Raw genomic sequence first — 21,784 nt, forward strand, 5'->3', positions numbered from 1 at the left:
GAATCCTTTCTCAAGTCTTGGGTAAAAAGGGGTGCGCTACGCCGGGTTGCGCAGGACGACGGAGCCCATGGAACCGCCGGCGATGGCGAGGCCTGCGATAAGCAGCAGGAGCCACGTGGTCGCCTCCGGCGAGGAGCCCGAGGCTGCGGCCTTCTTGATCTGGAAGTTGCCGCTGCCGTCTTCATAACCAGACGTGCTCGTGCCGTCCGCGGCCTGCAGGCCGTTTCCCGCAGAGCTTTCCGATGCCGCCCGCTTTGCCGCCGCAGCACTCTGACCGCCGGCAGTCGTCACCGCACCAGTGTTTGCCGTAGTTCCACTCACTCCGGCGCAGTCCCCGGATCCACCAAGTTGCGCGTGCAACGAGAGCGGATCAAGGGTCGTGCCCGGCTCATAGAAATTCGCGAACGCATCATTTCCCGCTGCAGTCAGCGTGACGGTGGCTTCGCCGTCGACGGCAGAGTCACTCACGTCGAGCTGGCTAAACGACATGTCTCCGAGCACCGTGCGTCCAAAGTCCTTGCGCTCGCCCTCCATGTTGGAGGAACGCACGTCAGCGATGAGTTGACCGCTCGTCCCGTTGAACCGGACTTCTAGATTCGCGATAGTGAGATCGAGGACCCCGTTGTGGCCGGTAAAATGCATGGAGCCGCCGTAGCGGATGGAACCTGACCGCGCCGCTGTATCCACATCTCCGCCGTTGCCCGTGAACTGGAAACGCGAGTTGTCGTACCCTACGCCGTCGAGCGTCCAGGCGCCCTTGGCGATGGAGCCGGTGATATACGACTGGAAGGACTTCTTGACGCCCCACTCGGCGGTCGCAGCCTGCACGCCCGTGGCTACGCAGGTTTCTGACTGCCCTCCACTAGCCGCGGACCCGGGGTCTTGCGACCGCGCGGTTCTTGTGGTTCCAGTAGTGCCGGAAGTCCCCGAAGTACTACCCGAAGCACCCGAAGGGTTCGAGGTGCCCGAAGTGCTCGCGGTGCCCGAAGTGCTGGCGCCCGACGTGCCTGAACCACTCGTGGTGCTAGTGGTCGTACCCGTGGCGGCATCCGTGCGAGAACGGAAGGATTCTAGCTGGTCTAGGAAGGACTCCGTGTTGCCCATGAAGGTGGTCAGGCCATTCATGGTGTCGTTCGTTTCCTTCAAAATCGCCATAGCTTCTGCATTGCGACCGGTAAACGTGCCCGAGATTGTCCCCAAGGACTTCGAACCGCTGCCTGAACCGCCAGAAGACCCGCCGCAGCTGCCGTCCGTGGCCACGGTCCCTGACGAGGGGTCCATCGACTGTCCCGCCTCATAGGCGATAAAGAGTTTGTGCCCTTCGTCGGTGAGCCTGACGTCGCCGGAAAGGTCGAGCGTGCGTGCGGACGCGTCGACGGGTTGTGCTAGATCAATCCCCGCGATGACCACGTTATCTCCGGTAATCTGCGGGCCGCGTGCGGACTTATTCACCATGTCAGATTCATAAGAGACGTAATCCACCACGATCGCCGCCCGGTTGCCGGAGGCCTGAATCTTCCAGTCCGTCAGCGTCATATCCAACAGATTGTCGCCGCCGTAGTTGTGGCCAGTGAAGTGGATGACGCCGCCAAAGGGGACGGTGACGGTATCGCCGTGTACGGAGGCCTTACCCGGAGTGAAGGTAAAAGCACCGTCTGCGCCGGTTTCGGAACCGGTAAAACCAATGCCGTCCGTTTGCCACTTGCCTTTGGCGACTTGGCCTTGGATATAGCTTCGGTAGGACTGCTTAATGCCCCAATTCCAGGAGCAGGTTCCGGCAGCCGAGGCGACAGGAGCGTTGAGCGCGACCGAAGGGAGTGCGATGAGAGCACTGGCAGCAAGTGTGCCCAATATTCGACGGAGAATCACGGATATAGTCCTCATGAAGTAATGATGAGACGAACAAAAAGAATCAGAAGTTAGGCTACACATACCTAAGCAGTTTTGCATAGGCTACACTAACCTAAGTTAGGTAAGCAACCCCCAACAAAGGACACTCTTATTCCGTCATGACATCGTCGACTACCAGCTCCTTCAAAAATCTGTATCCCGACGTAGACCCCACGCGTGGGTTACCTCTCAGCGTCTCCGAGCGCCTTGCGCTGTCTCTCGCGCTCGCGATTGCAGCCTATGGAGCCGTAACCGCAGACATGCTCATTGCAGGCGCCGGCATGGCCTTCACCTTCATAGCCTCGGTGCTGCAACAACACAAGACCGCGCGTCGGATTCGCTCCGAAGCGCGCACTCGCTTCCCCAGCGAAGACTGGGCCGAACACCGCGCCACGCGGCGGTTCAACCTCGGCGTCCTGGTCCCTTTGTGGGTCGGAATCATCATCGCCTTGTGCGCGGCCGGATACTGGTTCGTGCCGCCCGAATATGCAACTCCCGCCGCCATCGTCATCGCGGTTCTCGTTGCCCTGCTCGCCTGGTTCATGCCAGGCATCAGCCCCCTGTGGCGAGGCAAGCAGACCGATCCCCCGGCACCAGAGGAAGACACCGACACCGCAGTCATGTACTTCGAGAAGCTTTAGGCTTGCCGCACCCCAGCCTTACACATCAAGCAGATCCAGTAGCTCATCAAAAGCTGGCGCGACCTGCGTGCGCCACAGCGTCGTCGCCTTCGGGTCGCCGCGTCCGGGGCCGCCGTTAATCACAGAGACTTCCTTGCCCTGTTTGAGCGCGTCGAGCATGAAGCGGTATCCGCTCATCACCGCGAGCGACGACCCAACGACGATCAGCGAACTCGACCGCGCCAGCAAATCCCGCGCTGCGTCCCGCCGCTCCGCCGGAACCGGCTCGCCGAAGTAGACGACGTCCGGCTTGAGCAACTCCGATCCGCAGCGGATACATGGAGCCATCACGAACTCGTCCACCGCCTGCTGCGAGAGCGCGACGTCGCCGTCCGGGTTAACTTCATCCGCGCGCACGACCCAGCGCTCCAGATAGCCCGGATTCGCGGCAGCCAGCCGGGCATCAAAGGCCCCACGGTCTTCTGCATACCCGCAGTTCAGGCAGACAACATGCTCCATATCGCCGTGGAGCGGGATAAGCGTTTCAGTTCCGGCTTCTTTATGCAGGCCGTCCACGTTTTGCGTCACGATGCCGGAGAGCAGCCCGGCGCACTCCAGCTCCACGAGTGCGTAGTGGGTACGGTTCGGCCTCGCCGCATCCATGACTCGCCAGCCCACGAACGAGCGCGCCCAATAGCGGTGGCTCGCGGCGGAATCATAGCGAAATTCCTGATACGTCATCGGCGTATGCCTCGATAGCGACCCTTGAGGGCCGCGGTAGTCCGGGACGCCGGAATCCGTCGACACGCCCGCTCCCGTGAGGACCATGACCCCGCCGGCACGCAGTTGCTCAGCGACCCGCTCCGCCGCGTGCGGGGTCGGCTCAGTTGTCTCGCTCACCACCCGCTGGATAGACCGCAGCGCGGAGCGGTGGGCAAGTGCAATGCCCGGATCCTGAAAAGCCATGTCCGCCAGCTTACGCGGGCAGGTGCTCCTCGTAGAGCCAATCCGAGTCCAGCTCCCCGTGGCGCGAACACTTCGTACTCCAGCCGTCCGGGCGGACCTGCGCCACCATGCGGCGGCCACAGATCTGGCAGTAGCGCGGCACATCCAATCCCGCCGCTGCCGCCGGGTGCAGGTGCGCCTCATGGAAAGGCTCACCCGTGTTCGGGTGGAAAATAGGCTCCTCGCCAGCCAGAACGGCCGCCGCTAGCTCGTCCACTAGAGGGCCTTAATCGGCAGGTCGATGCGACCCAGCATGTCGACGTCCTTCTCGATCTGGCGGCCAAGCGTGGTCAGGTAGTTGCCGGCGATGATGGCGTTAATGCCGCCGAGCAGGCCCTTCTCCGTGCCGTCGTCGCCAAGCGAAAGCTCGCGGCCGCCTGCAAAGCGCAAGGTCACAGACGGCATCGCCAAGCGAAACGCCGCCACCGCGCGCAGCGCCTCACCCAGCGGGACCAGCGGATAATCCGCGAACGGGGTGCCAGGACGAGGATCGAGGAAGTTCATTGGGACCTCGCAAGGCTCGATCTGCGCGAGCTGGTACGCGAACTCCGCGCGATCCTCCAGAGACTCGCCCATACCGATGATGCCGCCGGAGCAGACCTCCATGCCCACGGCACGCACGTTGTCGAGGGTCTCCTTGCGCTCTTCCCAGGTATGCGTAGTCACCACGTTAGGGAAGAAGGAACGGGAGGTCTCCAAGTTGTGGTTATAGCGCTGGGCGCCCATGTCCTTGAGGCGCTGCGCCTGCTCGCGCGTGAGCGTGCCGAGCGAGCAAGAAATCTCGATGTCTACCTCATCCAGGATGGCTGGGATTGCCTCCGCGACCTGGGAAAGCAAGTTCTCATCCGGCGACTTTACGGCGGCAACGATGCAAAACTCCGTCGCACCAGTCTTGGCAGTCTTCTTGGCGGCCTCCACCAGCTCAGGGATGTTGAGGCGGGCAGCACGCACTGGGGACTCGAAGAGGCCTGACTGCGAACAGAAGTGGCAGTCCTCAGGGCAGCCGCCGGTCTTGATGGAGATGATGCCCTCAACCGAAACGTCTGGGCCGCACCACTTCAGACGAGTCTGGTGGGCGATGTCTGCGATTTCCTCCAGCTGCTCATCCGGAACCTGCAGCACTTCCAGCAATTCTTCTTGGCTGAGACCAATACCCTGGCCTAGGGCTTTATCACGGGCGATATCGATAATGCTCATGGAGAGCAGCGTACTTGAACAGCGTTCAAATTTTGCTAAAAGCACCCAATTTTATCGCACCGACTACCCTCAAACGCATGACGCTTTACGACGACACCCTCGCTCTCCTGCAAGAACTCATCCGCAATGCGTGCGTTAACGACCTCACGCCGGACTCCGGCAACGAGGTGCGCAACGCCGACACCTTGGAGAAGTTCTTCGAGGGAACTGACGTCGAGATCGCGCGCTACGAGTCCCACCCGGGCCGCGTTTCCATCGTGGTCACCGTACCCGGCGATCCAGAAAAGGAGCCGCTTACCCTCATGGGACACACGGATGTGGTTCCCGTTGACGAGCCGAAATGGACCAAGCCGCCTTTCGACGCCCTCATCGAAGACGGCAAGCTCTACGGCCGCGGTGCGGTGGACATGCTCTTTATTACTGCATCCATGGCGGCGGTCACCCGCAAGATTGCCCAGGAGGGCAACCCAGGCGGCACCCTGGCATTCGTGGGCATGGCCGACGAAGAAGCCCGCGGCGGGCTCGGCGTGAAGTTCATGTCAGAGCAGCACCCGGATGCGTTTTCGTGGAAGAACTGCCTGTCCGAGACCGGCGGCAGCCACCTACCCGGCGCGCTCGGCTTCAACGTTGGCGAGAAGGGCGCTGGCCAGCGCCGCCTGCACGTGCATGGCGACGCCGGCCACGGATCCACGCCCTATGGCAAGGACTTTGCAATTTTGAAGATCGGCGAGGTCGCACGCCGCATCGCCGCTGCTGAACCGCCGATTGCTTCGAATGAGATCTGGGAGGGATTCGTCAAGACCTTCAAGTTCGATCCAGAAACAGAAGCGGCACTAATTGCAGGTACCGGCGATTACTCGAAGTTCGGCGATCTTGCCGCGTACGCTCACGCGTTTAGCCACACCACTATCGCCGAGACCGTCCTACGTGCTGGCGGCGCAATCAACGTGCTGCCTTCCCACGCCTACCTGGAGATGGATATCCGCCCCTTCCCAGGCCAGACCCAGGATGAGCTCGATAACTTCCTGCGCGAGGCACTAGGAGATCTTGCCGATGAGGTAGAAATCGAGCACCTCATCACCGAGGACGCCACCCAGTCCTCCACCGATACGAAGCTCTGGCACGCGATTGAGGCAACCTCCAAAGAGTTCTTCCCCGATAAAGATGTGGTTCCAGTCCACGCCACGGGTGGCTCTGACCTGCGTTTCGCGCGCCGTATGGGCGGCAACGCCTATGGCTTTGCCATGCATGCCGAAACCCGCGACATGGCGAGCGCCAACTCCCAGCTACACAGCCACGACGAGCATCTTTATCTCGAGGATCTGGAGCTTACAGTGCGCGCTTATGACTCACTTGTAACGCGGTTCCTTTCTTCCGAAAAGTAGAGCACTACCTGGGAAAAGTCGGCGCCGAAAAGCCGTGTCCGGGGCATGTTTTAAAGTGTGATTCGTAAGTTAGTTCGAAACACTTTAACGGTGAGGAACCTCTTGCTATGAAAGTGCCCTACCACTCTCACACCAACCCCGAAGACGAAATAGCCCAAGCCGCCGCGCAAATCCGGCATGCAGAACTGCGCTTCTGGCGCGAACATCTGCCGGAGTTCGATAACGATATTGAGCTTGCGGTGCAGAGAATGTTTTCTGCCACCGGCGTTAGCCCGGCGCGCATATCCAAAATTTTCATGGCTTTAGATCGCCTCGAATCCATGCCAGAACTACATGCTCTCCAAGAGCGCTATCTCCACCTAGATTTAGATCGGCTTATCGCCATCAACGAGTCCTTAGACAAGCTTGGGGAACCGCTTCCCGGCGCCCTCGCCCGCATCGACGCTGGCATCACCAAGTACCTCACACCAAAGCGTGCAAACCAAGTCCCGCCCACGCAAGCAAATATCAAGCGCAAACTCAATGAGCTCATTAGCGCCGAAGATGACACGATTGCCCTGCAAGATACGCGCCGCCGTGGTCGATACAGCACCGACCCATTCTCCGTAACGCTGGAAGCAGATCCAGAAACCATCGCGAGCATCGACCAGGCGGTACGCGCCTTCGCCGAGGCCGAGCAGATTCCACTCGCTCAGGCCATGACGCGCCTCATCCTCGGCGAGGCCCAGCCAAAGGTTATCCTGCACACCTACCAAGCAACTGACATCCCCGGCGCGCCAACCTTCATCCAAGGCCACGGTTGGTCCCGTACTCCCGTGTCCCCTTCGGAGGTCCACGAGGTCGACCCATACGCCGAGAGCAAGAACTACATCACTCCGGCGAACATTCGAAAATACGTCGAAGGCCGCGATGGCACCTGCCGCTACCCGGGCTGCAACCATCCGGCCTATAAATGCCAGACGGACCATCGCATCAATTTCGCCGACGGTGGCCCCACAACCCCCGCAAACCTTGCTTGCTTGTGCCAACACCACCACAACATCAAGACGGATGGCACAGCCTTCTACATCATGGACCCATACACCGGGGATATCTTCTGGCTCTTCGAAGATGGGACGTGGAAAGCCACCGCGCCCACCGGGCCCATCGCGGAGAAGAACTGGGCGCAGACCTTCGCGCAGGCCATCGCAAGTAGGCGTCGCCGGGCCCACGAGCAGGCCACTGCTTTAAAGGAGGAGATAAAGAGCTAGTCACAACCATGCCTCGCACACTGCTCATTAATTCCGCCCTCGCCGCAATCATCGGAACCACCATCATGGTATTTGCGCACTGCAGCTACTTTATGTTGCTGTCAGTAACGTATCGCTGAGTATCGGCGAAAAGATCCTCATCGGCATTTCCGACCTTGGCGTGCTCACCTTCGCCCCGATGGGTTTCATCTTCCGCGGCAGGTGGAGCGCGGTTGAACAAGAACCGCTGCGAACAAACCTCGTTGGCGGAATCATCGTGCTTGTCGCCTTGATTACAGTGAATATTTGGATCTCTACTTAAAACAAAAATTCCATTTATAATTTTTGCATGAAAAAGATCTCTTTCATTCTTATCGCCGCACTTCTTTCTGGTTGCTCCCAGCAAGAACCCGCAGCACCAAAGCCGCCAGTTTCCGCCCACGATCACATTCTCGCGGCAGAAGATGCGCCAGAAGGATACGAATACTCAAACATCAACGAGCTAATGAGCACCGAAGACCAGGGCCTCACCGAGGACCTCGTCTCCAGCGACTCCGAAAAGACCACGACCCCCGAGCAATGCGCACCGCTTGCCACCTCAGCGATGGATTTCATCGCCAAGATTTACAAGAATCCGGATACATTCTCCGCTGCCGATTTCAGCGCTGGGGATATCAATGCCACGGTCTCTCTCAGCACGAACCCGGAGACGCTCCCCTTCCCCGCTGACCTCGCGGAATGTGCTTCCTTTTCCAATGACGTCAGCGGAATCGTCAGCGATTACTCCACCACGCCGCTCGACATGCAGATCGAAGGCGCCGAGAACCTGCAGGCCGCAAAGGTAACGATCGAGAACGCTGGGAACCCGCTAGTCGGTGAACCTGGCGAGAGCGAATTCGTGGCGCACGCGCTTGTCGACGACGCCGTCGTCAGCGTCAGCTCGCACGATGAGCAAGCACTCCGCCAGCTCATGAAAAAGCAGGTAAATAAGGTGGCTAACCGCTAAGAAAGCGGCGGGAATTCGTCCAAGGAAAATACGGATTCCACCGGCACCCCAAAGTATTGCGCGATGCGCAAGGCTAGGTGCAAAGATGGGGCCGACTCGCCACGTTCTAGGTAACCAATCGTCTGATAGTGAATGCCTAGGGCCTCGGCGAGTTCACGTCGGCTGATTCGCCGGTCAGTACGCATAACAGCGATGCGGTTGTGAACTATATCTTCAGTCATTTCTAAATTCCGATTTGGGCCCGAGTCTTGGATTGGATATTGGCGAGGGAGCCAAAAGTCTCCTTGCGGAAGCTATGGCGTAGCAAGGCAATAACAACTATAAATCCAACGACGATCCAAGTGAGAAGAACCCCCACAGCTAGCACAGGTGTGAATTCTCCGCCGTACTCCCACTGCGCAGGATTATCCGAGATCCACCGCGATAGGTGTCCGGACCAGTAGAAAGGCAGAAACAGCTGTGGTATCTGTATCCAGCGAGGAAAGTCAGCCAAGGAGATAAAGCTGCCGCTGGTACCAAACAGCGCTATGACAATGGCGTAGCCGACGAGCTGCGAGTATGCACCACGCATGAACGCACCAAGCACCAGCCCTAAAGGGGCTGCGGCTAGATTCGAGAGCAAAGCGATGCCCAGCATGGGAACAATACGACCCCATGAAATTTCAAGGTTTGGCAAGATAAAAAATGCGGCAAAAAGCAGTAATGCCTGCATGATGAATACCACGCTTACACAAGACACTGTCTTGCCGATTGCCCACACCCACGAGCCATTAGGCAGCATCCGCGCGCGCACTAAAGCGCCGCCCAATCTGTCGCTATAGAACTCGGCAGCAATCTGCATGATCACGAACGTCGAAAAGCTGCCGACCAAACCGGCCAGAATAACCGACGAGGTCGAAGTTTGCTCAATCATCTCCTGCGAGCTTTGGCGCAACATCACCACGATAAACAGAACAGGCGCGGACGCCATGAACGCTCCGACGCCTACAAGCTGCGGCCGAATGTCACTTGCCGCCTGGCGGAGTGCTGCTTTCAAGACTTTCATTACTGTTCCCCATTCTTTTTCACGATGGAAAGGTAGGCATCCTCTAGCGTCGGACGCGTCACGGTTAATTCGGAGATGGAATCGAGTGGCAGCCCCTGCAGAAACTTCTCTGGCGTTTCCGTGGAATGAACGTTGCGCACGCCATCTGCAACCCACGAAATCTCCGCAGTTCCCAAATACGCCGAGCGCAGCTGCAAAGGGCTGCCGTTTGCTAATACTTTTCCCTCACCCAAGATGACGATCCTGCTCGCCAGCTTTTCAGCTTCAGCGAGATCGTGGGTGGTCATAAGGACCGTGGTGGAACGATCCACGTGGTCCATAATCACGTCGTGCATTTGTGTCTTCGAGACCGGATCGAGCCCCGTCGTCGGCTCATCTAGGAGTAACAACTCAGGACCACCGATGAGCGCTGCCGCAAAATCTAGGCGACGCCGCTCGCCGCCGGAAAGGCTCGAAATCTTCTGGTTTTCCTTATCCCCTAAAGACACCAACTCAAGCGCATGCTCAACCCCCATTGCTGCCGGCGAGTGGGTTTCATGGATGCCGGCAACCCATGCCAATTGGTCCTTGACACGCCACTTGGGGTGGTCAGACCAATTCTGCTGAACCAAACCCACACGAGACCAGAACCCGGCCTTTGCACTGCAAGGGTCCTGCCCGAAAACACGAACCCTGCCAGCTGTTGGAGTCAACGTGCCCACAATGTTTTCCAGCAGCGTGGTCTTACCCACGCCATTTGGGCCGAGCAAGCACACCACCTCTCCGGGTTCAACAAGCAGGTCCACCCCGCCTAGCACTTTCTTTGCACCATAGGAGAAAGCCAGGCCGTCAATCTCAATCACTCGAGTCATAACACTTCCTTTAATTCGATCATCACTAAGTAATATAGCACATGTACTACACTTTGGAAGAGAATGACTTCACGGCTGATAAGCTCGTCCCCATGCCAACACCAGAAATTCACGTAAGCGCTGTCATTTTCCATAACTCAGAAGGCCATGTTCTCTGCGTAAGAAAGAAAAACACCACCGCGTTCCAGTTTCCGGGCGGCAAACCAGATCTCGGCGAAACACCCCTCCAAGCTGCGGTGCGCGAGGTAGAAGAAGAAATTGGCGTCACGCTTGACGACGCCCTCCTTAGCCCACGTGGCACCTTCCGCGCGGCCGCCGCTAACGAGGCAAATTATGAGGTCATTGCTGATATCTTCAGCTATCCATCCCCCATCATTCCGAACATTGCAGCGGAGATTGCTGAGTACGCATGGGTAGATTTGGCCCAACCTCACGTAGAACTCGCACCGCTCCTAAAAACCCCTGAACTACGCGAGAAGTAGTGTTAGATTGCGGTCATGAGCAGCACAGAACCATATGTTGGAATTGTCGTTTTTGAACTCAAATCCCCAGATCACAGCATTTTCCGCGAGGATTTCTACATCGTTCACGCAGATTCCCAGGAGGATGCTGAAACGCGCGTAAAGAAACTGGCCACGGAGCAGACCGGGGACGACGTGGAACTCCGCGCGATTATCGACGTCGCGCCAGCACTGTATTCACGCGTTGATACGGATATCGACGTTTACTCGCGGCACTTCAGCTCTTACGAGCACTACAAGGCCTTCGAACCGAAGCTTGAAGGCAAATTGTCATAGTAAATTTGCCGGTTTCGTGACAGAATGTCCGTCATGAGCTTTGTACGTAAGTCCGCACTGTTGACTGCAGCCACCGCAATCACCGTTTCCCTTGCCACCCCAGCCGCCTCCGCCGACATGGTGGATGACTACCTCGCGAAGGTTCCTGCGGGCCAGATCTCCTGCGATCAGGCAAGCCGCTATTACACCAACGCTTCCGACTACAACTCCAAGAAGTCCCAGGCACTTGCCGCTGCTAACTTCCACCCACGTGGCGGCGAAATCCGCGATGCCATCGCGCGCGCCGATGAGGCAATCGCGCGTTGTGGCCTGAATGGTGGTTCTCCAGCCCCGGCACCGAAACCAGCTCCTGCCCCAGCAAACGTGATTTCGGTTGGCGTGGTTCCTGGCCAGCCTACGGTTGATGTGCCGGTTGGCCCGCAGGTCTTCCGCATTCCGGACATCAACAAGATCATCCAGGATCTCTTCTCCCAGGCACAGTCTCAGGTTTCGCAGCTTTCTTCCTTCTAAGAGGGCAGAAAATACTCGTCCGCGTGCAGCGCACATCCAGTATTGAATGTGTGCCCACAGCGGACGCATTTGTATGCGGCGGTATACGTGGCATAGTCCATCTGCGTGCCACATGCGCCGCACATGACGGCCTGCTCATCGCGGGGCATAGGACCAAAGTCGTGGTCGGTTAACTCGGCATGGCACAGCGAGCAGGCGAACCACTCGCGGCAGGTGGCGCACTTGTTTGCCACGACGTCGACAAGCGAGTGCCAATGCTTACAGCGACCCGCATCATCGATTGCCCCATGAATCATTAGCGGGTAAGGCCCCACATGATCTGATCGAGCGGCATGCCGGTGGTATCCGCCGGGCTGTAGATCGAGGTGTACTTAACTCCCGGCGCGGTATCGGGTAGCTTGTTCAATGTTGGGCCAATACCGTTCAGCGTAGTGCCGTGAATGACAACCACCGGATCAACATCAGAAACTCGAGGCACCACCAGCTCCGGAGAAGCCCGAGCTAAAGTTGCTGCTCACATTGGGTGAAGAAGCTACGGAAGCGCTATTCCATGAGCTGATCGCCATAAAAGGTACGAATCCGTGATACCCCACTCCCGGATAGAAGGAAGGCTCGTCAATACGCGGGCGCGCCGCCAATTCATCCGCTTCGTTTTCCTTTTGTAACTGCGTTTGGATCTGCCCAAAGAGCGTGGCTGCGCGCTCCACTAGCTCGAGGTAACGATCCATAAATTCAGGCGCGGCCGCATCGATCTCCTCGGAAACGGCAATCAGCCGGGATGCTTCTTCCGCGACCCCGCCCGTGGATTCCGTGCGCGCCTCAATCAGGTCCTTGCGTAGCTCATAGAGTTCCTTGCGGCGTGCGTTAATGTCAGCATGCTCGACGGCATACAGACGGTCGATGTTGTGTTCTGCGGTATCTACTCGGTCACAGATGGATTTTGCTTCCTCGATTCCATTCGCCGCCTGTTCAAATTCCTCGTCGGAGGACTGCTCGTTCAGGCTGGCAAAAGAGCTAACTTTGCTGTCGAGGTTTAGAAACTCGTCGCGCAGTTGCTCCCATTCCTCGCGCATCCGGGCGTCGACAAGCGCTGATTGCAAAGAGTGCGCACGCACGTCGATGGCATTCAAGCGTTGTGCGGTATCCCCATAAGCCCGTGAAACGTATTTCCAATCCTCACGGGCGGTCGCAATACGCTGCGTTTTCCGACGCCGCGTAGCGCCCACCGCAGCCACGATCCCTCCGGCAGCCGCACCCGCGCCGAAACCACTAAAGCCAATACCGAGACCGCGGTTAGCCTTAGCATCGGAATAAAGCTCCTCGCTGACCTTGTCTGCATCGGCAGCATAGTCAGCGCCGGCGAAAAGACCTGCCGGGATATTTCCTGCCTTCACGCCCGGTTTGATCTCTTCGATTGCGTCTTCCAAATGTCCATCTTCTAGTTCCAGGGACAGGTCCTTCGCCACATCATTGCCCGCGAAGATGAAAGCTTGACGTGGATCGAGGCCCACTCCAACGAAGAGCTGGCCATCGGTGAACTGGTCATCGCCAATGAGGTCTGGATGATTATCGCGTAGATACTCTTCGACGGAATCTTCTACCTCGTCCTTGTTCTTTTTGAAGACAAGGTAGTTCAGCTGCTTGACCGGAGCCGCGAAGTGGATTCGCTCAACGTCGCGACGCATGCGTGCTTCGTCATCGGGGTTTAAGACATCTTCGGGATCCATGATCTCGACCTTGACGTCTGCGGATCGCTCGACGGAATAATCTGCTTGCTCCGGAGATGCCACAAACGTGGCAACACCGAAAGCAGTGCCGCCGCCGACCAAAAGCGCTGCTGCTGCAGTTGCCGCCAGAATCTTTTTCATTCCAATCTCCATTCCTGTTTGGTGCGCAGCCATGCCAGGACTGCCTTAACGCGGCGGTTTTCGTCCTCGGGGCTGAACCCGAGCTTCATGAAAACATTCGCCACGTGCTTGCTTACTGCACCGGCAGTGAGCACGAGCTTGCCTTCGATCTCGCGATTGCTGGCACCTTGTGCCATCAAGGCTAGTACCTCGCGTTCTCGGGGCGTGAGCTTATCGACGCCCATCTTCCGGGAGGAGAGCAAAGTGCTCACGACTTCCGGATCTACCACGGTGCCACCTGCAGAGACCGTATCCAGTGCATGGATGAACTCATCCACATCGGCGATTCTTTCCTTGAGAAGATAGCCGAATCCGCCGTGCTCGATGAGTCCGTCCAGGTAGCTGGCGGCGACGTATTGGCTCAACACCACGACGGGCTGCTCGGGCGTACGTTTGCGAATCTCATTGACTGCTCGCAGGCCGTCGTCCTGCAAAAGCGGCGGCATCCTGACGTCGGTGACAATGATGTCGAATCCTTCTGCCGCAGCACGCAATTGATCAGCATCTTCGACCGTGGTGACCTCATGGTCCAAGGAACGCAGGAGTTGTTCGATTGCCGCACGCAGCAGGGCGGAGTCTTCAGCAAGCAAGATTTTCATGGCAGTTTCATCCTTAACTGTGCGCCCTGATCAGTGTCTTCTAGTTTCACGCTTCCACCCAGGGCTATGGCGCGCTCCTCCAGGCCGGCGATGCCGGTTCCCTCGCCCGCGGTTAACCCGTGCCCGTTATCGGTGATGGAAATTTCTATCCCTTCTCGGCAATCCAGCTTCACAGTCGCTGCGGTGGCCTCACCGTGCTTTACGGCGTTGGTTAGTCCCTCTGCCACGCAGTGATAGGCCAACAAGGCACTGGTTTCATCAAGGGAGCGTTCTTCGCCTTTGCATTCGAGGGTGGTCTCCAGCCCGGAATGGACGAGGAGTTCTTCGAGAGCCGCAATCAGGCCATTATCGAAGAGGACCTGCGGTGCGATGCCACGGACCGTGTCGCGCAAGGCAGAAAGAGCAAGGCTGGCGTTGTGGTCGGCGGCGTCGAGAGCCGCGGTGTCTCCCCTTTTCGCCGCGGCTAGGTTGAGCTTGAGCGCGGTGAGGTACTGCTGCGGGCCGTCGTGTAGCTCCCGTTCGATGCGGCGACGCTCGCCGGAGAAGGCGTCGATAAGCGTGGCTCGCGCATCGCTCTCCAACGCCAGGCGGGTGGTGCTCACGGAAAGGAAAGTTAAAAACTTCGCGCCAAAGATAAGGACCAGGAAGCACAGGCAGCCGAGCGCCCAGCTCACCACGATGGCCAGGGCTCGATTTTCAATGACGAGGCTACCGATGTTGAGCCTATCCGTGAAGAAAGGAGCGATGAAGAATACCACCGTCATAATCCCCACGAACAGCCACAACGCCAAGCTCAAAACCGAGAGCAAAAGCTGAATCAGAAGGTGATAGAACTGTTGCCAATCAAACCAGCGATGCGGGGTGCGGTAGCGAATCTTCACGCCCAACCACCGCGCGCCGCCGCGGGTAATGACGGCCATGAGGGACGCAACAAGCGGAATCCAGGGCAGCATGACAACGGAAACCACAGCAGCGGGAATACACAGCAACGCAAGCACTAGATTCCACGCCACGGATTTGAAAGTTGCCATAGAGTACAACCCTAATCCGTACCTCGGACACACGCAGTGGAGCTAGCTCCCCTAAATTTCTGGGAGTCTCCCCCATCGAGACACTGCGCCTTTCAACGTGAAATCGAAAGCATGACACTCATCGCGAAAAATCTCACGAAGAAATACGGCAAGAATCTGGTGCTAGACCACCTCTCGCTGCGCATTGAATCGGGCGAGTTCGTGGCCATCATGGGCCCTTCCGGCAGTGGCAAGTCAACGCTCCTCAGCCTGCTTTCTGGCCTCGACAAACCTACAACCGGCAAGATAAATGCACCGGGGCGCAAGCACCGCGCTTTCGTGTTCCAAGACTATAACCTCCTGGAATCGCTTAACGCCCAGCAGAACGCGGAACTTACGGCGAAGTTCTCCGGCCGTAAATGCAGCCCGGCGAAGCTGCACCAGACCTTTGAGAGCTTGGGCATCGGCGGGCTGGAAAAGCGCTTACCGGCACAGCTTTCGGGCGGACAGCAGCAACGCGTCGCGGTGGCGCGAGCATTGCTTGCCGACGCCCCCTTCATCTTCGCCGACGAGCCCACCGGCGCGTTGGACGACGACACGGCGGACGTGGTCATGGATCATCTCGTCCGCGTACCCAGCACGGTGGTAATGGTCACCCACTCGCACGCGGCCGCCGCGAAGGCCGATCGCATCTACAAGCTGGAGGAACACCATGTCCGTATGGCTTAAGGATCTGCACAGCAATTGGCCTTCCTGGCTGGCGGTGGCGCTGACGTGTTTTATCTCCGGAATGGGATTCTCGCTCGCCGTAGCGCTCATTAACGCAACCGGTGATGACACAACTTCTCTGGGCGGAACCATCCTCGGGCTGGCTATCTGCTCCAATATTCTCGTCATTTTCTCGCAGATGAAGCTCATCATCGACGAGCACATCCACATCTACCGGAGCTGGCGCATGGTGGGCATGCCCAATTGGCTCATCTTTGTACTCGTGCTGGGTCAGATTGTGGCGGTCTCTGCGTGCGGTGCGATTCCTGGTGCCTTTTGCGCTACATTTCTCACGGACTTCGCCCTCGACGCTTTCCACCGCGACAACATTCGAGTGGACGGTATCTCCGTGACGATGGGCGGTGTTGTGCTAGCTAGTGCGGTCTGCGTACTTGCCGCAGTACTGGGTGGATTTTTGTCATTAAGGCGCATCTACCGTTCAGGTACACCACGGTGGGCGGCCGCTAAATGCGCACTCGCCTTCATCCTCGGCGCTGGGATCTTATTTGCCTGCACCTTGATCGACGATCCGACAGATGCAATGTCCGCGTGTTTGGGCCTTATCCCCTTGTTCGCATTCCTGATTCCATGGATGTTGCCACTGCTTATGCAGTGGACCCGACCTCTCGGCATCGCTGGCGCGAACGTGCGCGTACGCAGCAACTTCACCGCACCACATATCATGCCGTGGATCTTATTCGGCGGCCTCATCATCGCCGTGGGCTCAGGTCTCCGCGCCATGTTGAGCATGGAAGAGGAGTTTACGATGTCGCCGTGGCAGGTGTTCGTAGTGATACTCGGGCCGACGATCGCGCCGAGCGTGATGGCGGCGTTTACCACTTCGCTGTTAATGCGCAAGCGGATCGCTCACGACGCAGGGGCGCTAACTTTGGCGGGCGCTGCCAGGAACAGCATTTTCCAGGTACAAATCGGTGAAGCCTTCGCGCTGACAGCAACCACGACGGGATTACTGTCCGCGCTCACGCTCTTCATCGTCTTGCTCATGAACCACGAGATGACAGGAGAATACGCGCTCACCGGCTTCTGGTGGCAGGCGTTACTTGTGCAAGCCTGCGTGATGTTTATAGGCCTTTCCGGCTTCAAATGCGGGTTGGCCACAAACTTTAGGGATACAACTGCACATGTCCGTCCGTGAAGGACTTGTACTGCTCAATGTCTCCGCCAACTGGGACTAGTTGACCATCTTCAACCTCTAGGCGCACGCGTGCGGTTTCGGTAATTCCCTCTGCGGTAGTACGTCCGCGATTGCCCACGGTGAGCTCGATTTCATCGTCTCCCACCATGGAAGCTTCTTCCACGGAACTGGCGGTGATACCGTGGCCGCCGACCAATTCGCCCTCGGACCAAATGAGGATTCCGTCTGCGATTGATGCACCCGTTCCGGCAGGACCGTTTTCGTCACCTAAGGCGCCACTCAGTACAGCGTAGCTAATCTCCGCGCACGGATCATAGGCGCCGTCAATGACCGTGTAGTGGAACTTGAAATCATCTTCATTCGTATTGAGGACACCCTTTGCGCCGTTGGCGAATCGCTTCTGCAAATCAGAGCCGCCGTCCGCGCACTTTTCCTCTTCATCTTCTTTGTTTTCCGCAGTTACCGTTTCGGTTACTACCGGCTGCGGGTCTGCTTGCTGCTGGGTCTGTTCTGTGGACTCGGTTTGTTGTTCGGTGGTCGCACGGAAGACCGGCTTCGGAGAATCGCTTGCGGATTCCGGTGAACAACCGGCAACGCTCACCGCAACTACAGCTAGAGCACTCGAAACAGCAACGAATTTCCTCATGATTTCAAGATACTTCACTGCTTGCTTTTATAAATGGCGCCGCCAACAATCACCGGCACTAGTCCCACCACAATGAGGTAATAAAGCTCCGTTTCTGGGGAATAGAGGGTGGACAAACTGCCTGCTAGAGAAGTTCCGATAGCCAAGGAAAGAAAGAACAACGCGGAAAAGCGTGTGGCAAAGGCAGCCGGCGCGTGGATCGCAGTGGCAGCCATTCCGATGGGGCCAATGAAAAGCTCGCCCAAGCTCATAAACAGGATGCAGCCTGCAAGCGCTAGGAACGGAACCGAACTTGCCCCGGTAAAGGGAACCAACACCAGCATTCCCATGCCCGCCAACGCGAGTCCGCCGCCCATGAGGTGGTTACGGTTGCGGTGTTTGGTTAAAAGGCGGGCGATGGGAAAGGTAAATACCAAGATAAAAAGAGGGTTGAGGGACTGCGTCCAAGCAGCGGGCACTTCAAAGCCAGCGATGGTGCGATCTAGGCGCTGCTCTGAATAAACGGCAAAGACGCCATAGGCCTGGGACTGCAGCGTCCAATACGTAGTTGACGCAATAAATAGCGGAATGAAAGCTCGTACTTTTTGTCTTTCTGCAGCACTTACCCGTGGCGAGGTGAGCACGGTGACAAAGAGCCCAAGGGCGGTTGCGACCGTGGCTATGAGCAGCACATAAGCCAAACGATCGGGATTTCTCAAGCCCCACACCGCAGCGACGATAACCAGTACGGAGGCGATAAGTACCTTGAGCTGTGTCTGCGGCTCAGCAGGGTTTGCGGGCTGGGTAATAAACTCGCGGGATTTAGCGCTGAGACTACCGAGCATTCGCCCGCGTAACGCCAAATAGTTCACGCAGCCCACGACCATGAGCAACGCCGCGGCGCCGAAGCCCACGTGAAAGCCACGGGTCTCAGCCAGCCAGCCGGTCAGCATGGGCCCCAAGAAAGCGCCGATGTTGATGCCTAGGTAGAAGATTTGGAAAGGCGGTCCCGCGGACGTCGGAAATGCCGCGCCTAAAACGGTGATCGCTGCGGTCTTGAGCAACCCGGAGCCCAGCGCCAAGGGGAAAAGCCCGGCGAAGAGGCCCACGAACCCGGGAATTAGGGAAAGCGAGAGATGGCCGCCGATAAGCAGCGCGGCGCCGGCTAGCAAGGTGCGTTCAGCGCCCAGAACGCGATCAGAAACCCACCCGCCGGCGAAGGTGAATAAGTAGAGCATCGCGCCATAAGCACCTACCAATGCGGTGGCCTCACTTTGCTCCAGCCCCAGGCCAGCCGTGTGGTCATAGAGGTAATAGACCAGGATGGCTTGCATGCCGTAGAAGCTGAATCGCTCCCACATTTCCACGCCAGCGATGGCTGGCAGCGCGGGAGCTACACCCAGTCTTGAACGTTGTTCAATTATAGTCATGAAATGAGATTATAGCTGTGGTAGAGATAATTCCATGCCTTTATTGAACAATGTTCAAGTCGCTGCGATCGACTCCACCCACATCTGGCACCCCTATGCTGCGCCCGGCGCGCCAGCCTTGCAGGTACTGCGCACCGATGGTGCCTATTTAGAACTCGCAAATGGCCAACGCGTCATCGACGGCATGAGCTCCTGGTGGGCGGCATGCCACGGCCATTCGCACCCGCGGTTGGTGGCGGCGGCGAAGGATCAGATCGATAGGTTCAGCCACGTCATGTTCGGCGGACTTACTCACGAACCGGCAGCGCGGCTTACCGCAAACCTCCTGGAGTTGACCAACCACCAGTACGCGCAGGTCTTCTACTCCGATTCCGGATCCGTCGCGGTGGAAGTGGCGGTAAAGATGGCGCTGCAGTGCTCGCCGCCCGGCCGCACCAAGCTTTTGACCTGGCGCTCGGGCTATCACGGCGATACCTTCGCCGCGATGAGCGTGTGCGATCCGGAAGGCGGCATGCACTCTATGTGGAAGGGCATCCTTGCCGAGCAGATCTTTGCCCCAGCTCCGCCCACGGAAGGCGCCTCGGCTAAGCAGCGGACGGAATACTTGAATATGTTCGAGTCCTTTATCACCGAAGAAGTCGCCGCGGTCATCATCGAACCCGGCGTGCAGGGCGCGGGCGGAATGCGCTTCCACGACCTAGAGCTGGTCGCAGGCGTGCGGGAGCTATGCGATAAGCACGGAATCTTGCTCATCGCGGATGAAATCGCCACCGGGTTTGGTCGCGCAGGTGAGCTCTTCATGACGCAGGCGGCAGGAATCACGCCCGATATCATGTGCGTGGGCAAGGCACTAACAGGCGGGTTTGTCTCGTTGGCAGCAACCCTGGCCACGCAAAAGGTGGCGGAGACGATGCAGCCACGCGCATTGATGCATGGGCCGACGTTCATGGCCAATCCCCTGTCCTGCGCGGTGGCGGCCGAGTCCACCGCCATGATTGCAGAAGGCACCTGGCACGCGGACGTCGCACGCATTGAGCAAGGTTTACGCGCAGGGCTTAGCGACGCCCCCGGCATCACCCGCGTGCGCGGCGCCATCGGTGTACTGGAAATGGACCATGACGTGGACATGGAAGCGACCACCGCGGCGGCCCTTGAAGAAGGCGTCTGGCTACGCCCCTTCGGCAGGCTCATCTACACGATGCCGCCATATATCTGTACCGATGAGGAAGTAGCGCGCATTTGCCGCGCCGTCGTTGCCGCCGGGGAGATCGCATGATTTATTGCATCACCGGAACCAATACAGATGTGGGAAAGACCATCGCCACGGCGGCTCTAGCCGCGCAGTATCAGGCGGCGGGCAAGCATGTGGTGGTGGCGAAACCGCTACAAACCGGCAATACGAGCGATTGCGCCACGGTCACACGCCTTACCGGCGTGGAATCCCGGCAATTCAAGCACTATCCGGAGCCTCTAGCGCCGAACCTTTCTGCCCGGCGCGCGGGATTAGCGCAGGCCGAAAAAGAGGAGGTGCTGGCGTGGATTCGCAGCATCGATGCAGACGTCGTACTCGTGGAGGGCGCGGGCGGCCTGCTGGTTCGGCTCGCGGATGGCTTCACGCTTGCCGACGTCGCCCGTGACCTCGGCGCCGAGCTTTTCATAGTCACCAGCTTGATGTTGGGCAGCCTCAACGCCGCTGAGCTCACCGTGGAAGCTGCCCGCGCCCGTGGCATTCACATCAAAGGGCTGGTTGGCGGCATGCTGCCACAAGAGCCGGACCTCGCCACTCGCCTCAATATCGCGGAGCTTCCCAAGGTGACCGGCGTGCCACTGCTCGGCTGTATTCCTACCGGCGCAGGTTCGTTAAGCAAGGAGGAATTCTGCGCCCAAGCAGCGCAGTGGGATCTCTTGGGCGGCATTTAGATCGGCCCACGCAACCGGAAAGGGTCTTTTTCATCCAACTGCTCGGGGCCTAGAACGCTTGACCTATAGCCCCACAGCTGCGGATTCTTCACGTAGCGAATCCCGACGCCAATCTTTCTCTTCACCATCAACGACAAGGTAGGTCGTGGCAAAAGGCACAAAAACCACCGTTTATCCAGTGTTTTTGATGCGAGCCGGGACTTTCATGACTCGGTCTCCTCATCCCCTGGAACAGTCTTGCTGTCTATGACACTCAAGATACAGCCAGCCAAAATGTAACCACTCGCCTGCATATGGGTAGCCCAGTTGCCTCCGCCTCCGGCCACAACCAAAAAGATCATGGAGCCCACAGCAATGAGAGAATAAACAATGAATCGGCCATGCGCACCAAGCCGATATCTCCGCGCAGAAATGACGCTGATAACCCAGCTGAGCACTAGGAGAATTGCGTAAACTAGCCCTCCGGCCAAAGCACCCGGAACCATGTACAGCATTCGCTATCCCTTCCAGCAATTATCTGCGGGGCCTTAGAAGCACTTTCTAAAAGGTAAAGTCAGAGCATATCAAGTTGTTTGTGTGTGGGAGTGATTTCTTAGAGGTATTGGTCGAAGCGTTCGGGGTAGGCGACGGCCATTTGGTTGATGGCTTGTTTCCACCCTGAAAACCTTTCCGCCTTCAACGAGCCGGCTAGCTGAAGCGGTGGCCCGTTTACCTTGTTTTGCACGTTTAGCTGCGCGTTTGTCTTCAATATTGCAGATCATCAAGGTCAAGTCCGCGGATGTGGTGTATGAGTTCTTTCGAATCGTCGGTGATCGGTTAGCCGGGATCGGGTCT

At 58.0% G+C, this 21,784-nt stretch carries 25 protein-coding genes and 1 pseudogene; 11 read left to right on the forward strand and 15 right to left on the reverse strand.

The features are described from left to right. Positions 1-36: 36 nt before the first annotated feature. Entirely contained in the window at positions 37-1,884 is a 1,848-nt protein-coding gene (locus tag CHU71_RS00315) for an HtaA domain-containing protein (protein WP_147759838.1), read from the reverse strand. 125 nt (positions 1,885-2,009) lie between these two features. On the opposite strand from CHU71_RS00315, the gene CHU71_RS00320 reads away from it, so the two are divergent. Further along, a complete protein-coding gene (locus tag CHU71_RS00320; protein WP_147759839.1) occupies positions 2,010-2,531 on the forward strand; it encodes a hypothetical protein in 522 nt (173 codons plus the stop codon). An 18-nt stretch (positions 2,532-2,549) separates the two neighbouring features. Here the strand turns inward: CHU71_RS00320 and CHU71_RS00325 are convergent, their stop codons facing one another. From CHU71_RS00325 to bioB, 3 genes are read right to left on the reverse strand one after another with little or no spacing between them, the layout of a single operon-like run. After that, the gene (locus CHU71_RS00325) at positions 2,550-3,476 is read right to left on the reverse strand and encodes a Sir2 family NAD-dependent protein deacetylase (protein WP_005530557.1); all 927 of its coding nucleotides are present in this window, start codon (positions 3,474-3,476) and stop codon (positions 2,550-2,552) included. A gap of 10 nt (positions 3,477-3,486) precedes the next feature. Beyond that, complete coding sequence (locus CHU71_RS00330) at positions 3,487-3,732, reverse strand: hypothetical protein (RefSeq protein ID WP_005530559.1); 246 nt, start codon at positions 3,730-3,732, stop codon at positions 3,487-3,489. Continuing rightward, a complete protein-coding gene (gene bioB / locus CHU71_RS00335) occupies positions 3,732-4,712 on the reverse strand; it encodes a biotin synthase BioB (protein WP_100086781.1) in 981 nt (326 codons plus the stop codon). Before bioB ends, CHU71_RS00330 begins: the two co-directional genes overlap by 1 nt. A 77-nt stretch (positions 4,713-4,789) precedes the next feature. Between bioB and CHU71_RS00340 the strand changes: the two genes are divergently transcribed. The 3 genes from CHU71_RS00340 to CHU71_RS00350 all read left to right on the forward strand — a co-directional run bounded on the left by CHU71_RS00340 (position 4,790) and on the right by CHU71_RS00350 (position 8,332). Next, positions 4,790-6,097 carry a M20/M25/M40 family metallo-hydrolase gene (locus CHU71_RS00340; protein ID WP_147759840.1) on the forward strand — a complete coding sequence of 436 codons (1,308 nt, stop codon included), beginning with the start codon at positions 4,790-4,792 and terminating at the stop codon, positions 6,095-6,097. A gap of 107 nt (positions 6,098-6,204) precedes the next feature. Beyond that, a complete protein-coding gene (locus CHU71_RS00345) occupies positions 6,205-7,347 on the forward strand; it encodes an HNH endonuclease signature motif containing protein (protein WP_147759841.1) in 1,143 nt (380 codons plus the stop codon). A gap of 328 nt (positions 7,348-7,675) precedes the next feature. Then, positions 7,676-8,332, forward strand: coding sequence for a hypothetical protein (locus CHU71_RS00350; protein ID WP_147759842.1), 657 nt, complete (start codon positions 7,676-7,678; stop codon positions 8,330-8,332). On the opposite strand, the gene CHU71_RS00355 is transcribed toward CHU71_RS00350, so the two are convergent. The 3 genes from CHU71_RS00355 to CHU71_RS00365 are packed head-to-tail and all read right to left on the reverse strand — an operon-like array spanning position 8,329 to position 10,228. After that, positions 8,329-8,553 (reverse strand): helix-turn-helix transcriptional regulator, encoded by a 225-nt coding sequence (locus CHU71_RS00355; RefSeq protein ID WP_049192687.1) that lies wholly within the window; start codon positions 8,551-8,553, stop codon positions 8,329-8,331. The two genes, CHU71_RS00350 and CHU71_RS00355, sit on opposite strands and share 4 nt — an antisense overlap. A 2-nt stretch (positions 8,554-8,555) precedes the next feature. Next, positions 8,556-9,377, reverse strand: a complete 822-nt coding sequence (locus CHU71_RS00360; RefSeq protein ID WP_100086778.1) for an ABC transporter permease — start codon at positions 9,375-9,377, stop codon at positions 8,556-8,558. Beyond that, positions 9,377-10,228, reverse strand: coding sequence for an ABC transporter ATP-binding protein (locus CHU71_RS00365; RefSeq protein ID WP_100086777.1), 852 nt, complete (start codon positions 10,226-10,228; stop codon positions 9,377-9,379). The genes CHU71_RS00360 and CHU71_RS00365 overlap by 1 nt, the downstream gene beginning before the upstream one ends. A gap of 92 nt (positions 10,229-10,320) precedes the next feature. On the opposite strand from CHU71_RS00365, the gene CHU71_RS00370 reads away from it, so the two are divergent. Genes CHU71_RS00370 through CHU71_RS00380 form a run of 3 tightly spaced genes read left to right on the forward strand, consistent with a single transcriptional unit; the run spans position 10,321 to position 11,535 of the window. Beyond that, entirely contained in the window at positions 10,321-10,710 is a 390-nt protein-coding gene (locus CHU71_RS00370) for an NUDIX domain-containing protein (RefSeq protein WP_086892305.1), read from the forward strand. Between the two features lie 15 nt (positions 10,711-10,725). Beyond that, positions 10,726-11,025, forward strand: a complete 300-nt coding sequence (locus CHU71_RS00375) for a DUF4288 domain-containing protein (protein ID WP_100086776.1) — start codon at positions 10,726-10,728, stop codon at positions 11,023-11,025. Positions 11,026-11,049: 24 nt separating this feature from the next. Then, positions 11,050-11,535 (forward strand): hypothetical protein, encoded by a 486-nt coding sequence (locus CHU71_RS00380; protein WP_370450464.1) that lies wholly within the window; start codon positions 11,050-11,052, stop codon positions 11,533-11,535. On the opposite strand, the gene CHU71_RS00385 is transcribed toward CHU71_RS00380, so the two are convergent. The 5 genes from CHU71_RS00385 to CHU71_RS00405 are packed head-to-tail and all read right to left on the reverse strand — an operon-like array spanning position 11,532 to position 15,072. Beyond that, positions 11,532-11,831, reverse strand: coding sequence for a CHY zinc finger protein (locus CHU71_RS00385; protein ID WP_100086775.1), 300 nt, complete (start codon positions 11,829-11,831; stop codon positions 11,532-11,534). The genes CHU71_RS00380 and CHU71_RS00385 overlap by 4 nt on opposite strands. After that, a complete protein-coding gene (locus tag CHU71_RS00390; protein ID WP_157420645.1) occupies positions 11,831-11,986 on the reverse strand; it encodes a hypothetical protein in 156 nt (51 codons plus the stop codon). The genes CHU71_RS00385 and CHU71_RS00390 overlap by 1 nt, the downstream gene beginning before the upstream one ends. A 10-nt stretch (positions 11,987-11,996) precedes the next feature. Then, a complete protein-coding gene (locus CHU71_RS00395; RefSeq protein WP_222709846.1) occupies positions 11,997-13,403 on the reverse strand; it encodes a DUF5129 domain-containing protein in 1,407 nt (468 codons plus the stop codon). After that, on the reverse strand, positions 13,400-14,041 hold the full coding sequence (locus CHU71_RS00400) for a response regulator transcription factor (RefSeq protein ID WP_046645796.1): 642 nt from the start codon (positions 14,039-14,041) through the stop codon (positions 13,400-13,402). Before CHU71_RS00400 ends, CHU71_RS00395 begins: the two co-directional genes overlap by 4 nt. Beyond that, positions 14,038-15,072 carry a sensor histidine kinase gene (locus tag CHU71_RS00405; RefSeq protein ID WP_147759845.1) on the reverse strand — a complete coding sequence of 345 codons (1,035 nt, stop codon included), beginning with the start codon at positions 15,070-15,072 and terminating at the stop codon, positions 14,038-14,040. Before CHU71_RS00405 ends, CHU71_RS00400 begins: the two co-directional genes overlap by 4 nt. A gap of 111 nt (positions 15,073-15,183) precedes the next feature. Between CHU71_RS00405 and CHU71_RS00410 the strand changes: the two genes are divergently transcribed. Continuing rightward, the gene (locus tag CHU71_RS00410; RefSeq protein ID WP_147759846.1) at positions 15,184-15,780 is read left to right on the forward strand and encodes an ABC transporter ATP-binding protein; all 597 of its coding nucleotides are present in this window, start codon (positions 15,184-15,186) and stop codon (positions 15,778-15,780) included. Next, the gene (locus CHU71_RS00415; protein ID WP_147759847.1) at positions 15,764-16,975 is read left to right on the forward strand and encodes an FtsX-like permease family protein; all 1,212 of its coding nucleotides are present in this window, start codon (positions 15,764-15,766) and stop codon (positions 16,973-16,975) included. Before CHU71_RS00410 ends, CHU71_RS00415 begins: the two co-directional genes overlap by 17 nt. On the opposite strand, the gene CHU71_RS00420 is transcribed toward CHU71_RS00415, so the two are convergent. Both CHU71_RS00420 and CHU71_RS00425 read right to left on the reverse strand, forming a co-directional pair. Next, positions 16,944-17,621, reverse strand: a complete 678-nt coding sequence (locus tag CHU71_RS00420; protein ID WP_147759848.1) for a hypothetical protein — start codon at positions 17,619-17,621, stop codon at positions 16,944-16,946. The two genes, CHU71_RS00415 and CHU71_RS00420, sit on opposite strands and share 32 nt — an antisense overlap. A gap of 14 nt (positions 17,622-17,635) precedes the next feature. Continuing rightward, positions 17,636-19,030, reverse strand: coding sequence for a peptide MFS transporter (locus CHU71_RS00425; RefSeq protein ID WP_147759849.1), 1,395 nt, complete (start codon positions 19,028-19,030; stop codon positions 17,636-17,638). Between the two features lie 34 nt (positions 19,031-19,064). Between CHU71_RS00425 and CHU71_RS00430 the strand changes: the two genes are divergently transcribed. Both CHU71_RS00430 and bioD read left to right on the forward strand, forming a co-directional pair. Then, positions 19,065-20,306 (forward strand): adenosylmethionine--8-amino-7-oxononanoate transaminase, encoded by a 1,242-nt coding sequence (locus CHU71_RS00430; protein ID WP_147759850.1) that lies wholly within the window; start codon positions 19,065-19,067, stop codon positions 20,304-20,306. After that, complete coding sequence (gene bioD, locus CHU71_RS00435; protein WP_147759851.1) at positions 20,303-20,950, forward strand: dethiobiotin synthase; 648 nt, start codon at positions 20,303-20,305, stop codon at positions 20,948-20,950. The genes CHU71_RS00430 and bioD overlap by 4 nt, the downstream gene beginning before the upstream one ends. A 592-nt stretch (positions 20,951-21,542) precedes the next feature. Here bioD and CHU71_RS00445 read toward each other — a convergent pair. Further along, positions 21,543-21,720, reverse strand: a pseudogene (locus CHU71_RS00445) (IS256 family transposase); the annotation flags it as partial. Between the last annotated feature and the right edge of the window lie 64 nt (positions 21,721-21,784).

The sequence above is a fragment of the Corynebacterium sp. LK14 genome, from assembly GCF_008042215.1.
Classification (GTDB): Bacteria; Actinomycetota; Actinomycetes; order Mycobacteriales; family Mycobacteriaceae; genus Corynebacterium; species Corynebacterium striatum.